At 56.0% G+C, this 17,161-nt stretch carries 17 protein-coding genes and 1 pseudogene; 11 read left to right on the top strand and 7 right to left on the bottom strand.

Going from position 1 to position 17,161, the window contains the following annotated elements; all coding sequences use genetic code 11:
• Positions 1-29: 29 nt before the first annotated feature.
• Positions 30-545 carry a PadR family transcriptional regulator gene (locus tag ACE38U_RS08250; RefSeq protein ID WP_176982507.1) on the bottom strand — a complete coding sequence of 172 codons (516 nt, stop codon included), beginning with the start codon at positions 543-545 and terminating at the stop codon, positions 30-32.
• 8 nt (positions 546-553) lie between these two features.
• Positions 554-1,318, bottom strand: a complete 765-nt coding sequence (locus tag ACE38U_RS08245; RefSeq protein ID WP_375529481.1) for a siderophore-interacting protein — start codon at positions 1,316-1,318, stop codon at positions 554-556.
• Positions 1,319-1,579: 261 nt separating this feature from the next.
• Here ACE38U_RS08245 and ACE38U_RS08240 point away from each other — a divergent pair, with 261 nt between their 5' ends.
• A complete protein-coding gene (locus ACE38U_RS08240) occupies positions 1,580-1,801 on the top strand; it encodes an HP1242/YdcH family protein (protein ID WP_038472217.1) in 222 nt (73 codons plus the stop codon).
• Between the two features lie 50 nt (positions 1,802-1,851).
• On the opposite strand, the gene ACE38U_RS08235 is transcribed toward ACE38U_RS08240, so the two are convergent.
• From ACE38U_RS08235 to ACE38U_RS08225, 3 genes are all read right to left on the bottom strand, one after another.
• On the bottom strand, positions 1,852-3,240 hold the full coding sequence (locus ACE38U_RS08235; RefSeq protein WP_375529480.1) for a hypothetical protein: 1,389 nt from the start codon (positions 3,238-3,240) through the stop codon (positions 1,852-1,854).
• 129 nt (positions 3,241-3,369) lie between these two features.
• Complete coding sequence (yqfB, locus tag ACE38U_RS08230; protein ID WP_038472213.1) at positions 3,370-3,687, bottom strand: N(4)-acetylcytidine aminohydrolase; 318 nt, start codon at positions 3,685-3,687, stop codon at positions 3,370-3,372.
• Between the two features lie 39 nt (positions 3,688-3,726).
• A complete protein-coding gene (locus ACE38U_RS08225; RefSeq protein WP_375529479.1) occupies positions 3,727-4,929 on the bottom strand; it encodes an NAD(P)/FAD-dependent oxidoreductase in 1,203 nt (400 codons plus the stop codon).
• A 172-nt stretch (positions 4,930-5,101) separates the two neighbouring features.
• Between ACE38U_RS08225 and ACE38U_RS08220 the strand changes: the two genes are divergently transcribed.
• The 3 genes and pseudogenes from ACE38U_RS08220 to ACE38U_RS08210 all read left to right on the top strand — a co-directional run bounded on the left by ACE38U_RS08220 (position 5,102) and on the right by ACE38U_RS08210 (position 8,000).
• Positions 5,102-5,608 (top strand): RrF2 family transcriptional regulator, encoded by a 507-nt coding sequence (locus ACE38U_RS08220; protein WP_038472209.1) that lies wholly within the window; start codon positions 5,102-5,104, stop codon positions 5,606-5,608.
• A gap of 267 nt (positions 5,609-5,875) precedes the next feature.
• Positions 5,876-6,835, top strand: a pseudogene (locus ACE38U_RS08215) (PLP-dependent cysteine synthase family protein); the annotation flags it as partial.
• Positions 6,836-6,857: 22 nt separating this feature from the next.
• Positions 6,858-8,000 carry a trans-sulfuration enzyme family protein gene (locus ACE38U_RS08210; protein ID WP_375529478.1) on the top strand — a complete coding sequence of 381 codons (1,143 nt, stop codon included), beginning with the start codon at positions 6,858-6,860 and terminating at the stop codon, positions 7,998-8,000.
• Positions 8,001-8,141: 141 nt separating this feature from the next.
• Here the strand turns inward: ACE38U_RS08210 and ACE38U_RS08205 are convergent, their stop codons facing one another.
• Complete coding sequence (locus tag ACE38U_RS08205; RefSeq protein ID WP_038472203.1) at positions 8,142-8,798, bottom strand: GntR family transcriptional regulator; 657 nt, start codon at positions 8,796-8,798, stop codon at positions 8,142-8,144.
• 185 nt (positions 8,799-8,983) lie between these two features.
• On the opposite strand from ACE38U_RS08205, the gene ACE38U_RS08200 reads away from it, so the two are divergent.
• Genes ACE38U_RS08200 through ACE38U_RS08170 form a run of 7 tightly spaced genes read left to right on the top strand, consistent with a single transcriptional unit; the run spans position 8,984 to position 16,421 of the window.
• The gene (locus ACE38U_RS08200) at positions 8,984-10,477 is read left to right on the top strand and encodes an ABC transporter substrate-binding protein (protein ID WP_375529477.1); all 1,494 of its coding nucleotides are present in this window, start codon (positions 8,984-8,986) and stop codon (positions 10,475-10,477) included.
• Positions 10,474-11,334 carry an ABC transporter permease gene (locus ACE38U_RS08195; RefSeq protein ID WP_176983310.1) on the top strand — a complete coding sequence of 287 codons (861 nt, stop codon included), beginning with the start codon at positions 10,474-10,476 and terminating at the stop codon, positions 11,332-11,334. Before ACE38U_RS08200 ends, ACE38U_RS08195 begins: the two co-directional genes overlap by 4 nt.
• Positions 11,334-12,248 carry an ABC transporter permease gene (locus ACE38U_RS08190; RefSeq protein ID WP_038472197.1) on the top strand — a complete coding sequence of 305 codons (915 nt, stop codon included), beginning with the start codon at positions 11,334-11,336 and terminating at the stop codon, positions 12,246-12,248. The genes ACE38U_RS08195 and ACE38U_RS08190 overlap by 1 nt, the downstream gene beginning before the upstream one ends.
• Positions 12,245-13,579, top strand: coding sequence for a M20 family metallopeptidase (locus tag ACE38U_RS08185; protein WP_375529476.1), 1,335 nt, complete (start codon positions 12,245-12,247; stop codon positions 13,577-13,579). The genes ACE38U_RS08190 and ACE38U_RS08185 overlap by 4 nt, the downstream gene beginning before the upstream one ends.
• Positions 13,580-13,616: 37 nt before the next feature.
• Complete coding sequence (locus ACE38U_RS08180; protein WP_375529475.1) at positions 13,617-14,615, top strand: 1-aminocyclopropane-1-carboxylate deaminase/D-cysteine desulfhydrase; 999 nt, start codon at positions 13,617-13,619, stop codon at positions 14,613-14,615.
• A 2-nt stretch (positions 14,616-14,617) separates the two neighbouring features.
• The gene (locus ACE38U_RS08175) at positions 14,618-15,613 is read left to right on the top strand and encodes an ornithine cyclodeaminase family protein (RefSeq protein WP_038472192.1); all 996 of its coding nucleotides are present in this window, start codon (positions 14,618-14,620) and stop codon (positions 15,611-15,613) included.
• Entirely contained in the window at positions 15,603-16,421 is an 819-nt protein-coding gene (locus tag ACE38U_RS08170; protein ID WP_375529643.1) for a sulfurtransferase, read from the top strand. Before ACE38U_RS08175 ends, ACE38U_RS08170 begins: the two co-directional genes overlap by 11 nt.
• 28 nt (positions 16,422-16,449) lie before the next feature.
• On the opposite strand, the gene ACE38U_RS08165 is transcribed toward ACE38U_RS08170, so the two are convergent.
• Positions 16,450-17,112, bottom strand: coding sequence for a DUF2931 family protein (locus ACE38U_RS08165; protein WP_375529474.1), 663 nt, complete (start codon positions 17,110-17,112; stop codon positions 16,450-16,452).
• Positions 17,113-17,161 lie beyond the last annotated feature (49 nt).

Here is a 17,161-nt window from a genome sequence, read left to right as displayed (position 1 = left end):
GGGGGATATTTAAAAAGGCCTGGCTGACGCTAACTACGTTCGATATCTTTAGCCGCCTGATCCAGCGTGTCGATGATTTTGTACAGCGTCTCTTTCGAAAGCTCAGTGCTGCCCAGTTTAGCGTGCAGCGCCGTTTTGAAATTATGAATTGCGCGCTGTACCTCGGGTAAACGGCGGTTGCCGCCGAGAACGCCGAGGGTGGCCAGCCTGGTGGTCACCGCTTCCAGTTCGGATGGCTGCTGTTCAAGCGAGGCTTTTCCTTCTGCCGTCAGCGTGAAGGATTTTTTCCCACTTTGCCCTTCGCCCACCGTGATTAAGCCCATTTCCTCCATCAGCGTCAGGTTAGGATAAATAATGCCGGGGCTCGGCACATATTCCCCTTTCGCCAGGCTTTCAATGGACTTTATAAGCTCATAACCGTGCGCCGGGCCGCCAGCCAAAAGATGCAGAATCAGCAGGCGGATGTCGTTGGCGTCAAACAGACGTTCACGGCGATGGCGGGCGCGCCCTTCCGGGTGGTTTTGTTCAGGATGAATACGCACCATCGGTCGCCTTATTTGTCATGCCAGTAGGCAACGGCGCGGACCAGGTCCGCATCCAGGCCACGCTCTTCCAGCAGGTAATCACCCAGCGCTTTCGCCTGCTTTCCTTCGCCCACAATCCAGATGTAGTAGTCGTCAGCCGGGATCTCCGCGTGCTTCAGGTACTCAGCGATTTCCCCATATGTTAACGCCTGCACTTTTACCGCTGGAAATTCGCTCAGATAGTTCAGACTGTCGGTATTGTGGCAGTTGACCAGCACCCGAACCTGCACTTCCTTACTCAGCGACTGGAGACGGCGGCGAACGGCAGGCAGGCCGCTTTCATCTGTCACGTAAAGCTGCCAGTGATAGTCCGTTGGCGTGACCAGAGAGCCGCGTGGCCCACCGATAAACAGCTTATCTCCCGGCTGCGCTTCTTTCGCCCAGCTGCTGGCGACCCCGCCGTCGTGCAGGTAGAAATCAATCGTTAATTCGCAGCGCCCCGCGTCGAAGTCCAGCGGCGTATAGTCCCGCGACTGTGGCCGCGCGCCCTCACCCCAGACAATGCCCTCGCTGGTTATCTGCGGCGGGGTAAACTCTCCGTTTTCTGCCGGGAAGAACACTTTAATGTGGTCGTCGAACCCCTGTGAGGAAAAGTCTGCCAGCTGCGGGCTGCTGAACACGAGGCGGTAAAACGTATCGGCGATAAAGCTTTTAGTTTTTACCGTTAATTCACGAAACTTCAGTTCATTACGAACCCGAACCGGCATTTTTTTGGCATTGTTTTGTGTGGTCATAGCGTACCTTTTAGGTATGTAAGATATATCATAGACATATCTTAGAGCACGTCATACCGCCTGTCTTTATCATTTTGCGGCGTTAACCTGCCGGCGTAAAAATGAGAATGACATGCATTTCAGTACGGCGCTACCGCGATCGCAAATTGACAAAACGATACTTTTTTGTCCTTTCCCTTATCGCAAATCAGGTTCTACACTGAGGTTGGCATCAGCCAGTTGTTCATCCACTCACCTACCATCTGACCAGGGAGGCCTGACATGTTTCCTGAGTACCGTGATTTGATTTCCCACCTGAAGTCCGAAAACCCCCGCTTTCTCAGCCTGTGTAATAAACACAACCGTCTCGATAGCGAGATTATGCGCAAGGAGGGGCCGCAAGGGACGGGATACAACGATGAAGTCGTGCAGATGAAGAAAGAAAAACTGAGGGTAAAACAAGAGCTTTACCAGATGTTGAAACAGGCCAGCCAGCCGGCCTGATAGCATTGAAACTGGGGAAGGGTTTGCCCTTCCCTTGTTGCATAAAACGGCTATATAACCACGTTCAGTTCTCGCAGAACTTCAGCCATTTTTCTGGCACCAGCAAAATTCAGATGGTCACCATCGCGGAAATCCTCCCCGACAAATACCAGGCTTTCTGAGAGATCGATAAACCGCGAATGTGCAGCCTCCAGCCCGGAGAAGCAGCTGCGATGCGTATATTTCATCCTGACGTCCAGATTGTCTACATAAGCTGCCGGGAACGGTGGCGTCAGCCAGACAACCTTCCTGCCGTGCTTCGCTAACAGAACGTCCATTTCGGCCACCCGCCGCGTATTTTCATTCAGCGTGACCTGATGATGAACCGATTTAGAGTGAGCTATGCCACGCTGCTGCGCCATCTGCTGCTGCCGGGCCGGAGGCAGAGAAGTAAGATTGCCCGTTAAATTTCGTGTGGATTCGCAAATTTGCTCCCTGAAGATGACATCATCCAGCCCGGTAATGGGCTGCCCCTGCGCTGGAAATGGCATCACCAGGCGGCTAAAGACCTGAATATCGTCCGAGGCGGATTCGCTGGCGCCCTTTATCAGATAATGGCTGTTGAGCTGGCTCCAGGCATGAATAATCTGCTGGTTAAAGTCGTCTTTTGTTTTTAGCAGATCGCTGTACAGATCAAAAAAACCCAGGCAATAAACAAAGTTCTGTACCTGCGGGTAACGCTCAAGGATATGTGCCGTCAGCTGCTGCGCCTGCTTAAGTCCCAAACTGTGGGTAGAGATATTGACGCTGTGTTCCAGCCACGCCTCAGGGAAGCCATAGAAGCTGTAAGAGTTACCAATAATAACCGTTTTAACGTCCGGGTCAGCCAGCGCGGCGTATTGCTGCGCCAGCAAATGCGTGTGCTGGATGGCATTTGTACTTAAGGGGATGAAATTATCGATCAGCAAATCATAATATGAAATGCAGGCGATGGCCTGAGGATGTTCAACCGCCAGAGCCAGTTTTAGTCCCTGAGGATCGTAAAGGATAAAAGGGGCGGTACTTGCTGCGATCTTTGCATCAAAAGCATCAATTTCCTGCTGATTTTGCTCTTCGGCATTCAGATAATAGAGATTATTAATGGCGGAAGCTCTGAATCGCGCGCCAAGCATTTGCAGCTTACTTAATTCGCCAAAATAAAAGATATCGATGCCGCTATGCGCCATAGCGTTCAGCCAGAAGAGATAAAGAGCCAGATAAAGTTGGTTGAGGTTCTGCGGCTTGCCTTCAAGGCTGTCGCTTAACGCGTTGATTAAGTCCAGCGTGATACGGCTGTCATCAAGCAACGCCTGGTTTGAGAAAAGGTAATCGGCAAGTGACTGAGGCACCTGAGCCGCCAGCGCCGGGTTTTCAAAATCCTTCAGGTAATGCTGAATCTGTTTCAAAAAGTGATTTTGCATGATGACATTTGCGTGATTGAAATAAATTAATTCACGATCCTATCATTGAGTGACGAAAGGCTATCGTGCAATAACCACTCACACATCCTGCTTATCCCCGGTAATGCCCTGAAAAAAGCCCGTGTTTTATCAAGGCACGCTCACCAGGCGGAAAGAAATTTCGTACAGCGCATTTAATCCCGGATAGATCTCACCAATAACCTGTTTAAGCTCTGCCAGCGTCATATTCTCCTGGCGGGCGTGCTCATCGTCCAGATCGTCAAGCAGTACCGGCGTCACGCCGATCACATCGATAGTGCAGAAATAGACGTCATCTTCATAGCGGCCGACGCGTAAACGCTGCCCTGGCTCAAAATGTGATTCACTGCTGTCGCGCAGGGTGATGGTTTTAAGCCCGGCGACAATGTCGTGCTCAAAGCGGCGGAAAAAGGTGATGTCGTTAGCCATGCTGCCTCCTGATAAACATTCGGCAGCATGATAAAACGCTTAGACGAACGGCGCTAACGGATCTGCAGTTTCAAAAGCGATTTTTCTGTCTGCCACCGGCGGGTAAATCAGTTCCTGGGTAATCGACAGCTTAATTTTCTTCGCTTCCTCGCGCACGTGGGTCACCTTCTGCTCCCAGCCTTCGGTAAACACCGCGCCCCAGTTACCGAGGTCGAGGCAGGTGACGTAGTTAATCTGGCGATAAGGTAACGCCGCCACGTCCAGCAGGCTTGCCGCGACGTTGTACCCCACAAAACGCCCCAACATGATGGCATGCTGGCAGGTCATCAGCGCCAGGTTGCCCAAATCATCCGTCTCGGCACGTGCAACGTCACCGGTGGCAAAAATGGCTGGCTGCCCTTCCACTCGTAAAAATGCATCCACGTGCAGACGACCCTGTTTATCACGCGGGGCGCTAATCTGCTCCGTTAACGGACTGGCCTGCACGCCAGCGGTCAGAATCACCGTGCTGGAGGCAATACGCTCGCCGTCGGCCAGCACAATGCCCTCGGCATCAACTTCAAGGACGTCGGCATTCAGACGCCACTCCACGCCGAGCTCTTCGCTGGCGGTTGCAATCACGTCACGCAGGTCGCTGCTGTAGCGCCCGCCGATTTTATCGCCCCGCTCAACCACAATGACGCGAGTTTGCGTATCGGCGCCAAGCACTGCGCGTAACCTGCCGGGCAGCTCAGTGGCCATCTCAATGCCGGTAAATCCGCCGCCGCAGACGATGACCGTATTACGGGCTTCGCTCTCTGCCTGCTGCGCTAAAGCAGAGATATGCTGTTCCAGACGTAGCGCGCTCTCAAGCTGGTCGAGGTCGAACGCATGTTCCGCCGCACCTTTAATCAGATCACGCTTCAGGTTGCTGCCCGTCGCCAGAACCAGACGATCGTACTGGCGAGGCGTGCTGTTGCCCTGCTCATCCCGATACCAGACGCACTGATTTACGCTGTCGATGCGCTGCGCTTCGCCTTTCACAAAGGTCACGCCTGTAACGTCAAACAGCGGCTGAAGCGGAGCGACCAGCGAAGCCACCTCGGTTTCGTAGAAACGTGGGCGCACGCGCAGCTCCGGCTGAGGGGCCAGCACGGTGATCTCAATGTCTTCGCGATCGTACATCGCCGCAAGTCTGGCCGCGCTCAGGGCCGCCCACATACCGGCAAAGCCGGCGCCAAGGATAAGGATCTTCTGTTGCATGGTTCTACTCCGATAAAGGCCGTCAGCGGCCAACGACTGCGACTATACTTGTCGCAGTTAACTGCGACAAGATCTTTCGTAGTTTATTTTCATTCCACTGTTTTAGGGGTTATAGATTGCATAGCGCGTATAAAATCCCTACATTACCTGGATTAAATGAGTCGGAGGCAGCATGGCGTTTTACAGTTCGGGCGTGGAGTACGGCATTCACAGCCTGATATGCATGGTGGATGGCAAAGGCGAAGGTCGCGAAATGAACGTGCGTGAAATCGCCGAGCTGCAGGGCGTGCCCTACGACTATCTCGGTAAAATTTTCACCAAACTGTCCAGAGCCGGACTCGTCATCAGCAGCGAAGGCAAAGGCGGCGGCTTTACCCTTTCTCGCCCGCCTGACCAAATCAGCGTGCTGGATATCGTGGAAGCCATCGACGGTGAGAAAAGCATTTTCGACTGCAAAGAGATTCGTCAGCGGCTGGCGGTTTTTGAAGAAACGCCGCCCGAATGGGCCTGTGAAGGGATTTGCGGGGTGCGTGCCGTGATGAACATCGCCCAGCAGCGTATGGAAGAGGCGCTGGCCCAGCATACCGTGCTGGATCTGGCTCGTCGTATGTACCGTAAGGCACCGGATGAGTTTGTTATCGAGGTGCAGGACTGGATCCGCGACCGCCGCAGCAGCTAGCCTCTCGCTTAGTACAATTTTGCAAATTCAAACCCAGCCAGCGTATAAGTCGCTGGCTTTTTTGTTTAAAAAAGCGTCAGAAATAGCCAGCAATGACGTTATTTAGCCATCCCCCACTCCAGACATCCGAACGGCTTTCCTTCCCTACCGCCAAAATAGCACATTATATTACTTTCAGATCTAAACGACGGGTTTATGTTCTTTAGATGCGGCAATTTGCCGCCCTATCATCCCATACATGAACACTTTTCATGTTGTGAGAGAACGATGATTGCCGATTCCGTCCTGGACCTGATAGGTCACACCCCGCTGCTGCGGCTCAACCACCTTGATACCGGCTGCTGTGAGCTTTTGCTTAAGCTGGAAAACCAAAATCCCGGCGGTTCGATTAAAGATCGCGTTGCCCTGTCAATGATTGAGCAGGCCGAACGTAGCGGCAGGCTGCGGCCCGGCGGCACGATTATCGAAGCGACGGCGGGCAATACCGGGCTGGGGCTGGCGCTGATTGCCACGCAAAAAGGCTACCCGCTGATTCTGGTGGTGCCGGACAAAATGAGCCAGGAGAAAATTTTCCACCTGCGGGCGCTGGGCGTTGACGTGCGCCTCACCCGCTCCGATGTCACCAAAGGCCATCCTGATTATTACCAGGATTATGCCCTGCGGCTGGCGGCGGACATTCCGGGCAGTTTCTATATCGATCAGTTTTCAAACCCGGCCAACCCGCTGGCGCACGCCACGGGAACCGCCGTTGAGCTTTGGGAGCAAACCGGGGGGCACATCGACGCCATCGTTGTCGGCGTGGGCTCTGGCGGCACGCTGGGCGGCCTGCAGCAATTCTTCCACCAACACTCGCCGCAAACCGAATTTGTGCTGGCCGATCCCTGCGGATCCATTCTTGCCGACGTGGTTGAGCACGGCAGATACGGTGAAGTCGGCAGCTGGCTGGTGGAAGGCATCGGCGAAGACTTTGTGCCACCGCTTGCTGATTTTGAACGCGTGCAGCACGCCTATCGCATCAGCGACCGGGAAGCTTTTGCTACCGCCCGGGCGCTACTAACCCACGAAGGCATTCTCGCGGGCTCCTCAACGGGCACCCTGCTTGCCGCCGCCCTGCGCTACAGCCAGGCACAAAACACGCCCAAACGCGTGGTCACTTTTGCCTGCGACAGCGGCAATAAATATTTATCGAAAATGTTTAACGATCAATGGCTCAGCCAGCAAAACCTGGCGTAACTATTAAGGATAATTCATGAATAAATTTGCTACCCAGAGCGTGCACAGCGGCACTTTTGATGATGCACACGGCGCGGTAATGCCGCCCATCTACGCCACTTCCACTTTTGCCCAGCCGGCACCGGGCCAGCATACCGGCTTCGAATACTCGCGCAGCGGGAACCCAACCCGGCAGGCGCTGGAAACGGCGATTGCCGAACTCGAAGGCGGCCAGCGCGGATATGCGTTTGCCTCCGGCCTGGCGGCTATCTCAACCGTGCTCGAACTGTTAGACAGCGGCAGCCATATTATCGCCGTTGACGACGTGTATGGCGGCACCTGGCGGCTGATTGAGAACGTGCGCAAACGCAGCGCCGCCCTGCAGGTTAGCTGGGTGAAGCCTGACGATCTCGACGGCCTGCAGGCCGCGATTCGCCCTGAAACGCGGATGATTTGGGTAGAAACGCCGACAAATCCGCTGCTTAAGCTGGCAGATCTTGCCGCCATTGCCGACATCGCTCAGCGCCATCGCCTGATTAGCGTGGCCGATAACACTTTCGCCTCTCCCGCGCTCCAGCGTCCGCTGGAATCCGGCTTTGACATCGTGGTGCATTCGGCAACCAAATACCTGAACGGCCATTCTGATGTGGTGGCCGGGCTGGCGGTTGTAGGCGCTAATGACGAACTGGCGCAGCAGCTGGGCTATTTACAAAACGCGGTCGGCGGCGTGCTTGACCCGTTCAGCAGCTTCCTGACGCTGCGTGGCATCCGCACTCTGGCCCTGCGCATGGAAAGGCACAGCAGCAACGCGCTCCAGCTCGCTCGGTGGTTAGAGACACATCCAGCAGTGGAGAAAGTGTATTTCCCGTGGCTGGAGACTCACCCGCAATATCATCTTGCCCGCCAGCAGATGTCGCAGCCCGGCGGCATGATTTCGATTGTGGTTCGTGGCGATGAAAAACGTGCAGAAGAGGTGATCCGTAAGCTGAAGCTGTTTACCCTGGCGGAAAGCCTCGGCGGCGTAGAGAGCCTGGTCAGCCAGCCTTATAGCATGACTCACGCTTCTATTCCGCTCGAACAGCGGTTGAGTAACGGCATCGTGCCGCAGCTGATTCGTTTGTCGGTCGGGATTGAAGATGCCGGAGATTTGCAGGCCGATCTCGCGCAGGCGCTGGGTTAGCGATTAATTCGCTAAAGCGCAGGAAGAAATACTGTCATAAATATAAATAATGGCCTTTTGTTTGCAAACCTGGAGTACATCCAGAGCAAGACAAAAGGCCATTTATTTGCTGTGCGTTAATAAATTAAGTCTGTTTATTATTTAGCCAAAGTACTGACGACGTAAAATATCGGCCCCGTCGTCAATCGCCTTATGAATTGCTTTCACGCTGCGCTTCTCGTCCTTTTCCGCTAAAGCTTCCAGCAAATCGTCGTAATTATGATGCCCCTGACTCATTTCTTCCGACTGCGGGTACAGATAATTAAAGCACGGCCCGATGCGCACCCAAAGCTGCTCAATTAACACGGTGAGCGTTGGCATCTCTGCGTACTCAAACAGCTGGAAACGAAACTCCCGATTAGCCTGCAGCGCGGCCTCAACGCTGACGTGCTTCGCTTCAAGAAACGCATCACAAAGTTGCTTCAGGCGGGCCAGCCTGGTTTTGTCCATGTAGCGCGCAGCCTGCTCTACCGCCATCCCTTCGAGATTTTTACGGATGGTGGTGATTTCATGGTAACGTCCCAGAGAAATTTCAGGCACCAAAAATGCCTGCGCCGGCGTGGCATCCAGCGCTCCGGAAGAGACCAGACGCAAAAGCGCCTCACGCACCGGCGTAATGCTGGTGCCAAGCTGTTCGGCAATCTCTTTGGTTACTAATCTTGCGCCGGGTTTTAAGGTTCCCACAATCAACGCACCCTTTAACCTTGCCTCAACTTGCATGGTTAAACTCATTCTTTGCGCTTTTTCTAAGTCAAGCATGTTTATTTCCTATAGCAAAATAACTACTTTGTATTTGCAGTTTAATAACTGGCTTGTCATCAATGGAGTATATAGGATATATCATGTACTCTTACCACAAATTTATACCACCATGCGAATTAACCTGACGAAACATTCGATATCCGTCAATAATTTAGACGGTAACGTATAGGGATTGACTACAAATGAAAGCATCCGGCCGTAAACTCGCAACTCTGGCTGTATTAATTAGCCTGGTAACCCCCTTTAGCTACGCAAGTGAATTAGTTATAGCCCAACCTGCTTCCGCCACCGCGATGGATCCGGGTTTTCTTAAAGAAGCCGCCACCCTGGTGGACAATATTTTCGATACTCTGGTCCTGCGTGATAAAAACATGCAGCTTCAGCCTGGCCTTGCCACAGCCTGGAAAGCGCTGGATGACACGACATGGCAGTTCGACCTGCGCCCTGGCGTCACCTTCACCAACGGTGAACCGGTTAACGCTGCGGCGGTGAAATTCTCCATCGACCGCATCCTTGACCCGGCGAACCACGCGCCAACCATTTCCTACATCCGCACGATCAAGTCCGTAGAGGTCACCGGGGACTACCAGGTTCGCATTCACACCGACGGCCCTGACCCGCTTCTGCCTACGCGCATGAGCCGCTATCCGACCTATATCGTACCGCCTGCTTATGTAAGTAAAGTCGGTGCTGCGGAATTTGCACGAAAACCTATTGGTAGTGGAGCATATACATTAAAAGAATTTATACCAGATGAACGTGTGGTTATGCAGGCTAATCCACATTATTGGCGTGGAAAACCGACAATTGACCAGGTCACCTGGCGCCCAATTCCAGAAGCGACCGCTCGCATTACCGCCCTGTTAACAGGGGAAGTGCAGCTGGTTGACAGCGTTCCGGCCGACCTGGTTTCAGCGCTCAAAAACAAGCCCGGCATTCACCTTGAGCAGGTGAAAGGCGGCGGTCTGACGATTTACCTCGGCCTGAAGAATGGTGAGAAACCGTTAAGTGATGCCCGCGTTCGCCAGGCACTGTCGCTGGCGCTGAATCGTCAAGCCTACACCAGCCAGCTGCTGCATGGTTTTGGTACGCCAACCGGCACCATGGCTGGTGCGAAGGACTTTGGCTACCTCAATGTTCCGGCACCTGAGCAGGATGTCGCCAAAGCTAAAGCTTTGCTTAAGGAAGCGGGTTACCCGGACGGCTTTACGCTGAAATTCCAGGCACCGCGTCGCTATATTGCCAGCGCTGAAGTCGCCCAGGCCATCGTTCAGGATTTAGCCGCTATCGGGGTGAAGGCGCAGCTTGAAGTCCCTGAATGGTCGGTTTACACCCAGCAGGTGGCCTCCGGCAAACAGGCTGAGATGTACATGCTGGCGTGGGGTTCAACCCAAACGCTGGATGCCGATGCCGCGCTGTACCCTATCCTGCACTCCGGCGAGCCGTACTCCACGGTCAGCAATCCTGAGCTGGATAAGCTGCTGAACGCCAGCCGCTCCACGGTGGATGCGAAAAAGCGTGAAGTTATCCTGCAGGACATTCAGAAAGTTGTCGCCAAAGAACAGCCGCTTATCCCGCTGTACCGCGAGGATTCTTTGTATGCCAATAGCGATAACCTGACCTTTACCGGCCGCGCAGACGCGCGTATCCCGCTGTATGACCTGAGGCTGAAATGATTTTCCCCGGACGCGCCCTGACCCGTCGCCCTCGTCGCCTGATTTCAGGCGACGGCGTGCTGGGGGGCTTATTGCTAGGCACGGTGATCCTGCTGGCGCTGGTAGCCCCATGGCTGCCATTGCCTGATCCGTTAATCAATAACCTGGCGGATACGTTCCTGCCGCCGGGCAGCGAGACGGCGAGCGGCATGCACTGGCTTGGCACCGATCAGCTCGGGCGCGATTTGCTGGCAAGGATCCTGGCGGGTACCCGCCTTTCCCTGACGGTGGTGTTACTGGCGGCGGCAATTGCCGCCGTTATCGGCACGCTGCTGGGGATGCTGGCAGGCTACATTGGCGGCTGGCTGGATGCGGTCATCATGCGCCTGATGGATATCCAGCTGGCGGTGCCGTTTATTTTGTTGATTTTGCTGGTGATGGCGCTGTTTGGCACCTCGCTGGAAAACATTATTCTGATCATGGGCGTGACCAGCTGGGCGATTTACGCCCGCGTGGCGCGCGCCAAAACGCTCGAACTGCGCGAGCTGGAATACATCGAAGCGGTGCGCGCGATGGGCTTTTCCACGCCGCGCATTCTGCTGCGCCACATTCTCCCTAACCTCGCCACGCCGCTGGTTGTGCTGCTGACGCTGGATATCCCAAGACTTATCGTGCTCGAAGCCTCTATCGGCTTCCTTGGTATGGGGATCCAGCCGCCTACGCCCACCCTCGGCAACCTGATTGGCGAAGGGCGCTCCTACATGCTGCTGGCGGAATGGCTTGTCCTGTGGCCGGGGTTGATTATTGCGGCCCTGGTGGTCGGCTGTAACCTGCTCGGCGATAGCCTGCTGCGTAAAACCCACACGAGGCTTGACTGATGCTGCGCTACATTCTCTCTCGCTTTGCTCAGGCCGTGCTGGTGATGTTTGGCGTCTCGCTGCTTATCTTTTACAGCCTGCACCTGACCGGCGACCCGGCTGCGGTGATGATGCCGCCCGGTTCTTCCCAGCAGGAAATTGATAACTTCCGCCATGCGATGGGCTTTGACCGCCCGCTGCTCTGGCAATACGGCCATTACCTTACCGGCCTGCTGCATGGCGATCTTGGCCTGTCGCTGCGCTATGAGCAGCCGGTGACAGAGCTTATCGCCCAGCGCGTGCCCGCCACGCTGCTACTGGCGGTTTCTGCTCTGGCGTGGAGTACCGCGATCGGCCTGCTGCTCGGCCTTGTCAGCGCCGTCTGGCGTAACAGCTTCTGGGATTTACTCGCTCGCCTGTTCGCCTTTAGCGGCCAGGCCGTGCCGGTATTCTGGCTAGGTCTGCTGATGATTATCTGGTTCAGCCTGCATCTGCGCTGGCTACCCTCCAGCGGCTACGGCACTTTCAGCCATCTGATCATGCCCGCCATCAGCCTTGGGGCCTATTACATGAGCGCCATCGCCCGTCTGGTGCGCGCCAGCCTGATTGATGTCCTGGCCCAGGATTACATCCGCACTGCGCAGGCCAAGGGACTAAGTTCGTGGCGGATCCTGATTCGCCACGGCCTGCGCAATGCGCTGATCCCGGTGGTCACCGTCCAGGGAATGTATTTTGCTTCTCTGCTCGGCGGCGCGCTGGTCACCGAGATTATCTTCGCCTGGCCCGGCATCGGCCGCCTTGCGGTGCAGGCGATTCAGAACCGCGACTTCCCGCTGGTGCAGGCGATTGTCCTGCTGGCCGCGCTGGTGTTCGTGGTGGTGAACCTGATCATTGATTTGCTGTACGTGGTACTCAACCCGAGGATCCGGCTATGAAGCCTCTCGATGCAACGCTGGACCTCCTGCACCAGCTCACACCCTTCCGCAGCGTGGCGGGCTATATCGACCAGCAGCGTAACCTCGCGCTATGGCTTGAGCGGTGGCTGATTGAAGAAACCGACGCCGAAGTGCTGTATCCGGTGAGCCAACAGCTTCAGGATGGTGCGCCGCCGCTGGTTCACGTGCGCATTGACATCGGTTCGCCGCGTACCCTCGTGCTGTACAACATGTACGACGTGATGCCCGCTGACGAAGAAGGTTGGGAGGTCGATCCGTTTGTCGGCGGCATTAAACACTGGTCGGACAAAGGCGACGTTTTTATTTCCCGCGGCGCAGAGAACAACAAAGGCCCGCTGGCAGGCATGCTGATGGTGGTGCGCGACCTCTATCACTCCGGCCGCCTGCACACCAACATTGAAATTCTGCTGGAAGGCGAAGAGGAGATTGGCAGCGGCAACCTGCGGCGCTACCTCGCCCGCCAGCCTTGTCCGGTAGCTCCCGCCGAAGCGGTGCTTTTCCCTTCTCTGTGCGAATACGGCGGCGGTGCCCCGCGAATTTACCTTGGCTTCACCGGCCGCAGCGGTGGCCGTCTGGTGGTAAAAGGCGGCAGCTGGGGCGGCCCTAAAGCGGCTATTCACGCCAGCAACGCGGCGTGGATCGATAACCCCGTCTGGCGGCTTGTGCAGGCGTTAAGCACCCTTGCGCCCCCTCACGCTAATGGCGTACTCGAAACGGGCGAGCTGGATGAAGAAGCCAGTTCGATTCTCGACGACCTTGCGCTCGATTTTAACCTGGCGGACGAACTGACTTTCCGTCGCAGCGAGAAGTTCTCCATCAGCGGCGACAGCTTCAGCCATCTGGCTTATCTGCTGGGCAGCGCGGTGCTGAATATTTCAGAAATAGCCAGCCTGCCGCACGGGGCTCAGGGCGTCATTCCTCCCGAAGCCTTCGCCGATTTGGTACTAAGAACACCGCCCATCGTCGATGGCGAACGCCTGATGCAGCGCATGAAGGAGCAGCTTGCCAGCCCGGCGCTGGCCGGTGCCGTGCTCGAACCGGGCGACAGCTATCCGGGCTACCGTTTCAGCATTGATGACGCGGGCGTGCTTGAACTAATGACCAGCTATCACCAGCAGCAGGCAAAACCGCAAATCTGGCCCTGGGCCCCCGGCTGCGCGCCAGCTTACGCTTTCGCCGCCGTTGCCCCTGCCTTTTTGATAGGCGGCCTGGGCTACGGCGGCAACGCCCACGGCGTGAATGAATTCGTCACGCTCAGAGGCCTACAACGCTACCAACAGTCGCTCAATGACTGGCTACTCGCCTTTTAAACCACGGCCAGCACTCGGGAACCAGACAGGATAATGCATGAAAAATGTGAATGATTTTGAACGTGTTACGCTAGGATTCTTCCCCACGCCGCTGGAATCTTTACCTCGCCTTAGCGAAACGCTGGGCCTGAACGTAAAGATTAAGCGCGACGACTACAGCGGCTTTGGCGGCGGCGGCAACAAAGTCCGCAAGCTGGAGTACCTGATGGCCGAAGCCTGCCGCGAAGGCGTCAAAGTGGTGATCACCACCGGCGGGCACCAGTCTAACCATGCGCGAATGGTCGCCGCCGCCGCGCGTAAATTTGGCATGAAGCCGGTGCTGGTGCTTCGTGGTGACGAGCCGCAAACTTACCAGGGCAATCTCCTGCTGGATAAGCTGTTTGGTGCCGAACTGCAATTCCTCGACCCGGAAGGTTACTTCACGCAGATTGAAGCCGCGATGCAGGCGCATGCAGACGCGGCAGCGGCGCGCGGTGAAAAGCCGATGATCATTCCTCTTGGCGGCGCAACGGCGCTGGGCGCGCTGGGCTACGTTCGTGCAGTTGAGGAAATGGACGCCCAGCTTCGCGCCGCTGGCGAATCCGCCCCTGACATTATCGTGGCCCCAACAGGCTCCGGAGGAACACTCGCCGGGCTGTACGTCGGCGCCCGTCGCTACTGGCCCAAAACCAAAATTATCGGCGTCAGCGTGAGCGCCAAAGCCGACTGGTTCCAGGCCCGTATCTCGGCGATGGCCGGTGACTGCGCCAGCCTGCTGGACTGGGATCAAAGCTGGCAGCCGCAGGATATCTGGATTGAAGATGGCTTCGTCGGCAGCGCCTACGGCGTACCTTCTGAAGGCGGCATTGAGGCCATTTATCAGGTTGCTCAACAGGAAGGCGTCCTGCTGGATCCGGTTTACACTGGTAAAGCGATGCACGGTTTAATTGAGTTGGCGGAAGAAGGCCGTATTCCTGCCGGCAGCTCTGTTATTTTCATGCACTGCGGGGGCTCTCCGGCGCTCTACCCGTTCGCTCAAAAACTCCTGGAGCACTGAGTATGCAGATAGTGAACCGTCAGCAGGTCGCTGAACTCGGCGGCAACGACCCGATCAAGGCGTTGCAGGACGTTGAGGACACCGTGCGGCTGCTAAGAAACGGCGAGGCGGTGATGCCGGCGGAAACCCATGTCGATCTGGACACGCCGCTGGGCAAAGTTTACGCCCTCCCGGCAAGGGTTGGCGGACGGTTCAACGCCACAGGCGTGAAATGGACGGCCCATCGCCCTCGCGCCGCTGACGGCTATCCGCAGGCTATGGCAACGACGTTGCTCAACCGGGCGGATAACGGCTTACCGGTTGGCCTGGTGGAAAGTGGCAGCCTGACAGCAACCCGCACGGCTGCGGTGTCTGCCCTCGCCCTCAAGCTGGCGGCACCTCTGCGACCTTCACGCGTCTTATTGCTTGGCGCAGGCGTTCAGGCCCGCGCCCATCTCGATATGTTGGCCGCACATTTTCCCGATCTGGAAATGGTCTACTGCTGGAATAAAACGCCGGAGCCGCTCGCCGACATGCTCAGCCATTCTGGCGACCTGCCCTGGCCCGTTACGCAGTTTGAAACACTGAGCGATGCGTTGCGTCAGCACTGGGACGTACTGATAACCTGCACCAGCGCCAGCGAGCCGTTTTTACGCCCTGGCATCTGGCGTGCGGGGACGCTGGTGCTGCAAATTGGCTACCACGAAGTGGCTTTTGAAACGATCGCCGCCGCCGACAAAGTGGTGGTAGATCTTTGGGGCGACTTCAAGCTAACCAGCGCCAAAAGCCTGTTCCAGATGTACCGTGCCGGGCTTTTTGACGAGCAAAACGTGGCGGCAGATTTAACCAATTTGCTGGTCGATGGCTGGCGTCCTTCGGCAACCGACAGAGTTTATTTTTCCTCTTTCGGCCTTAACGTGTTTGATATCGCCCTTGCCGCTCGTGTGCTGCAGGCTGCCGTAGACCAGGGCCAGGGCAGCAATCTACCTTTTGGCTGGGAAGCTGCCGATGCTGATTAGCGCCAGTGAATTGCAAAAGCGCATGGCTGGCGGGGAGCAATTTGCGTTACTCGACGTGCGTGAACTGGAACAGTGGCAAACCGCTTCGTTACCGGGCGCGCTCAGCCTGAACGTCTACGACTATTTTGTTCCCGACTCCACGCCGGAAGGCTACGCCGCAATGGCCGGGGCCTTTGTTCATGCCTGGCAGCAGCTCAGCGTGACGAGCGGAGCCACGCCGGTGTTCTTCGAGCAAAGCGTGGGGATGCGTTCTCCGCGTGGGCTATGGTTCTTGTGGTTTGCCCTCGGTGCTGACGGGCTGATTTTAGACGGCGGCGTGGATGCCTGGGCCGCTGCAGGCGGGAAACTAACGCCGGGCCACGGCGCACAGGCGGTTGTCTCTGCCGCTGGAGCGCCCATCTGCCAGCCAGCCATGCAGCAGCTGGCCGCTACCCGCTGCGAAACGATCGATGCCGATCAGGCCTCAACGCAGCTGCTTGATGCCCGCAGGCCAACGGAATATGACGGCAGTTTCGTGCACGAATGCTGCGCCCGGGCCGGACGTATTCCCGGTTCAAAACTCTTGTTCTGGGAAGACGTGGTCGAGCATGGCCGGTTTAAATCCACCGAAGCCCTGGCCCATCTTGCCGCCGAGGCCGGATTTACGCCGTCAAAAAGGGTTATCATCTGGTGCCACCGTGGTGCTCGCGCCGCCACGGTGCTTGTCGCGCTTAAGCTTGCGGGCTACCAGGATGTGGCCGTTTACGTCGGCTCCTGGCACGAATGGGCGAGCCACCCGGAACTACCGTTGCTTAGCAGCGGCTATTAAGGTCAATTTGTAGTGTCAGTGATTCAGGCTACCAGCGGCCATAGGGATATTTTTTATCTTTGATAAACTCAGGTGTATCTCCATAATATTTATACCCGTTGGGATGTTTCGTTATCCCTCGGCAAATATCTAACTTATCCCCGGATACAGTTTTCAGGATCGATGGCGTCACGCGATAATTAGGTTCTCCCCGGGCAACACCGCTTAACCAGATGGACACTTTCCCTTCCGGAGCCAGTCCAACCTGCACAGCGTTATAATATTCATTAGCCCCCTGAGGGGCCTGGTTTATGCGCGGGATGAGCATTTTGTCCAAAATCGGTTTCGGAATGGTTAACGAAGTCTCGTACACTTTTTTATCGATTACCGAGTCCCAGCAGAAAATAATATGCCGGGGCGGACGCTCAACGTGATTCCAGTGGCCATTAAGCGTTCTGGCGTTCTCGTTCCATTCAGCAACAACACCATGCAGGGCTTTTGTGCTATCGAGGGTATTAAACTCATAGACCTTCCCCTCCGCATCCTGAACTACAACGTATGTCACCACTGCCGGTAGAGCCTTGGGTGTAAAAAAATTAAACCACCATTTGGTCGGTACACCGTTTTGTGTGGCCGCGTCGGATAAAGGTTTTCCCTGGCAGGCTGTCAGCAGAAGCAGCGGTAAAAACCAGGCTGCGCGAGTTATTTCCATATCTTATTCCCGCCTATATCGTAAATTGCCCGTAACTAATTGGTGAATA

The organism is Cedecea selenatireducens (assembly GCF_042138895.1).
Classification (GTDB): Bacteria; Pseudomonadota; Gammaproteobacteria; order Enterobacterales; family Enterobacteriaceae; genus Cedecea; species Cedecea selenatireducens.
The sequence above is the reverse complement of the archived record's forward strand: the minus strand, read 5'-3'. Positions and strand labels throughout refer to the sequence as shown.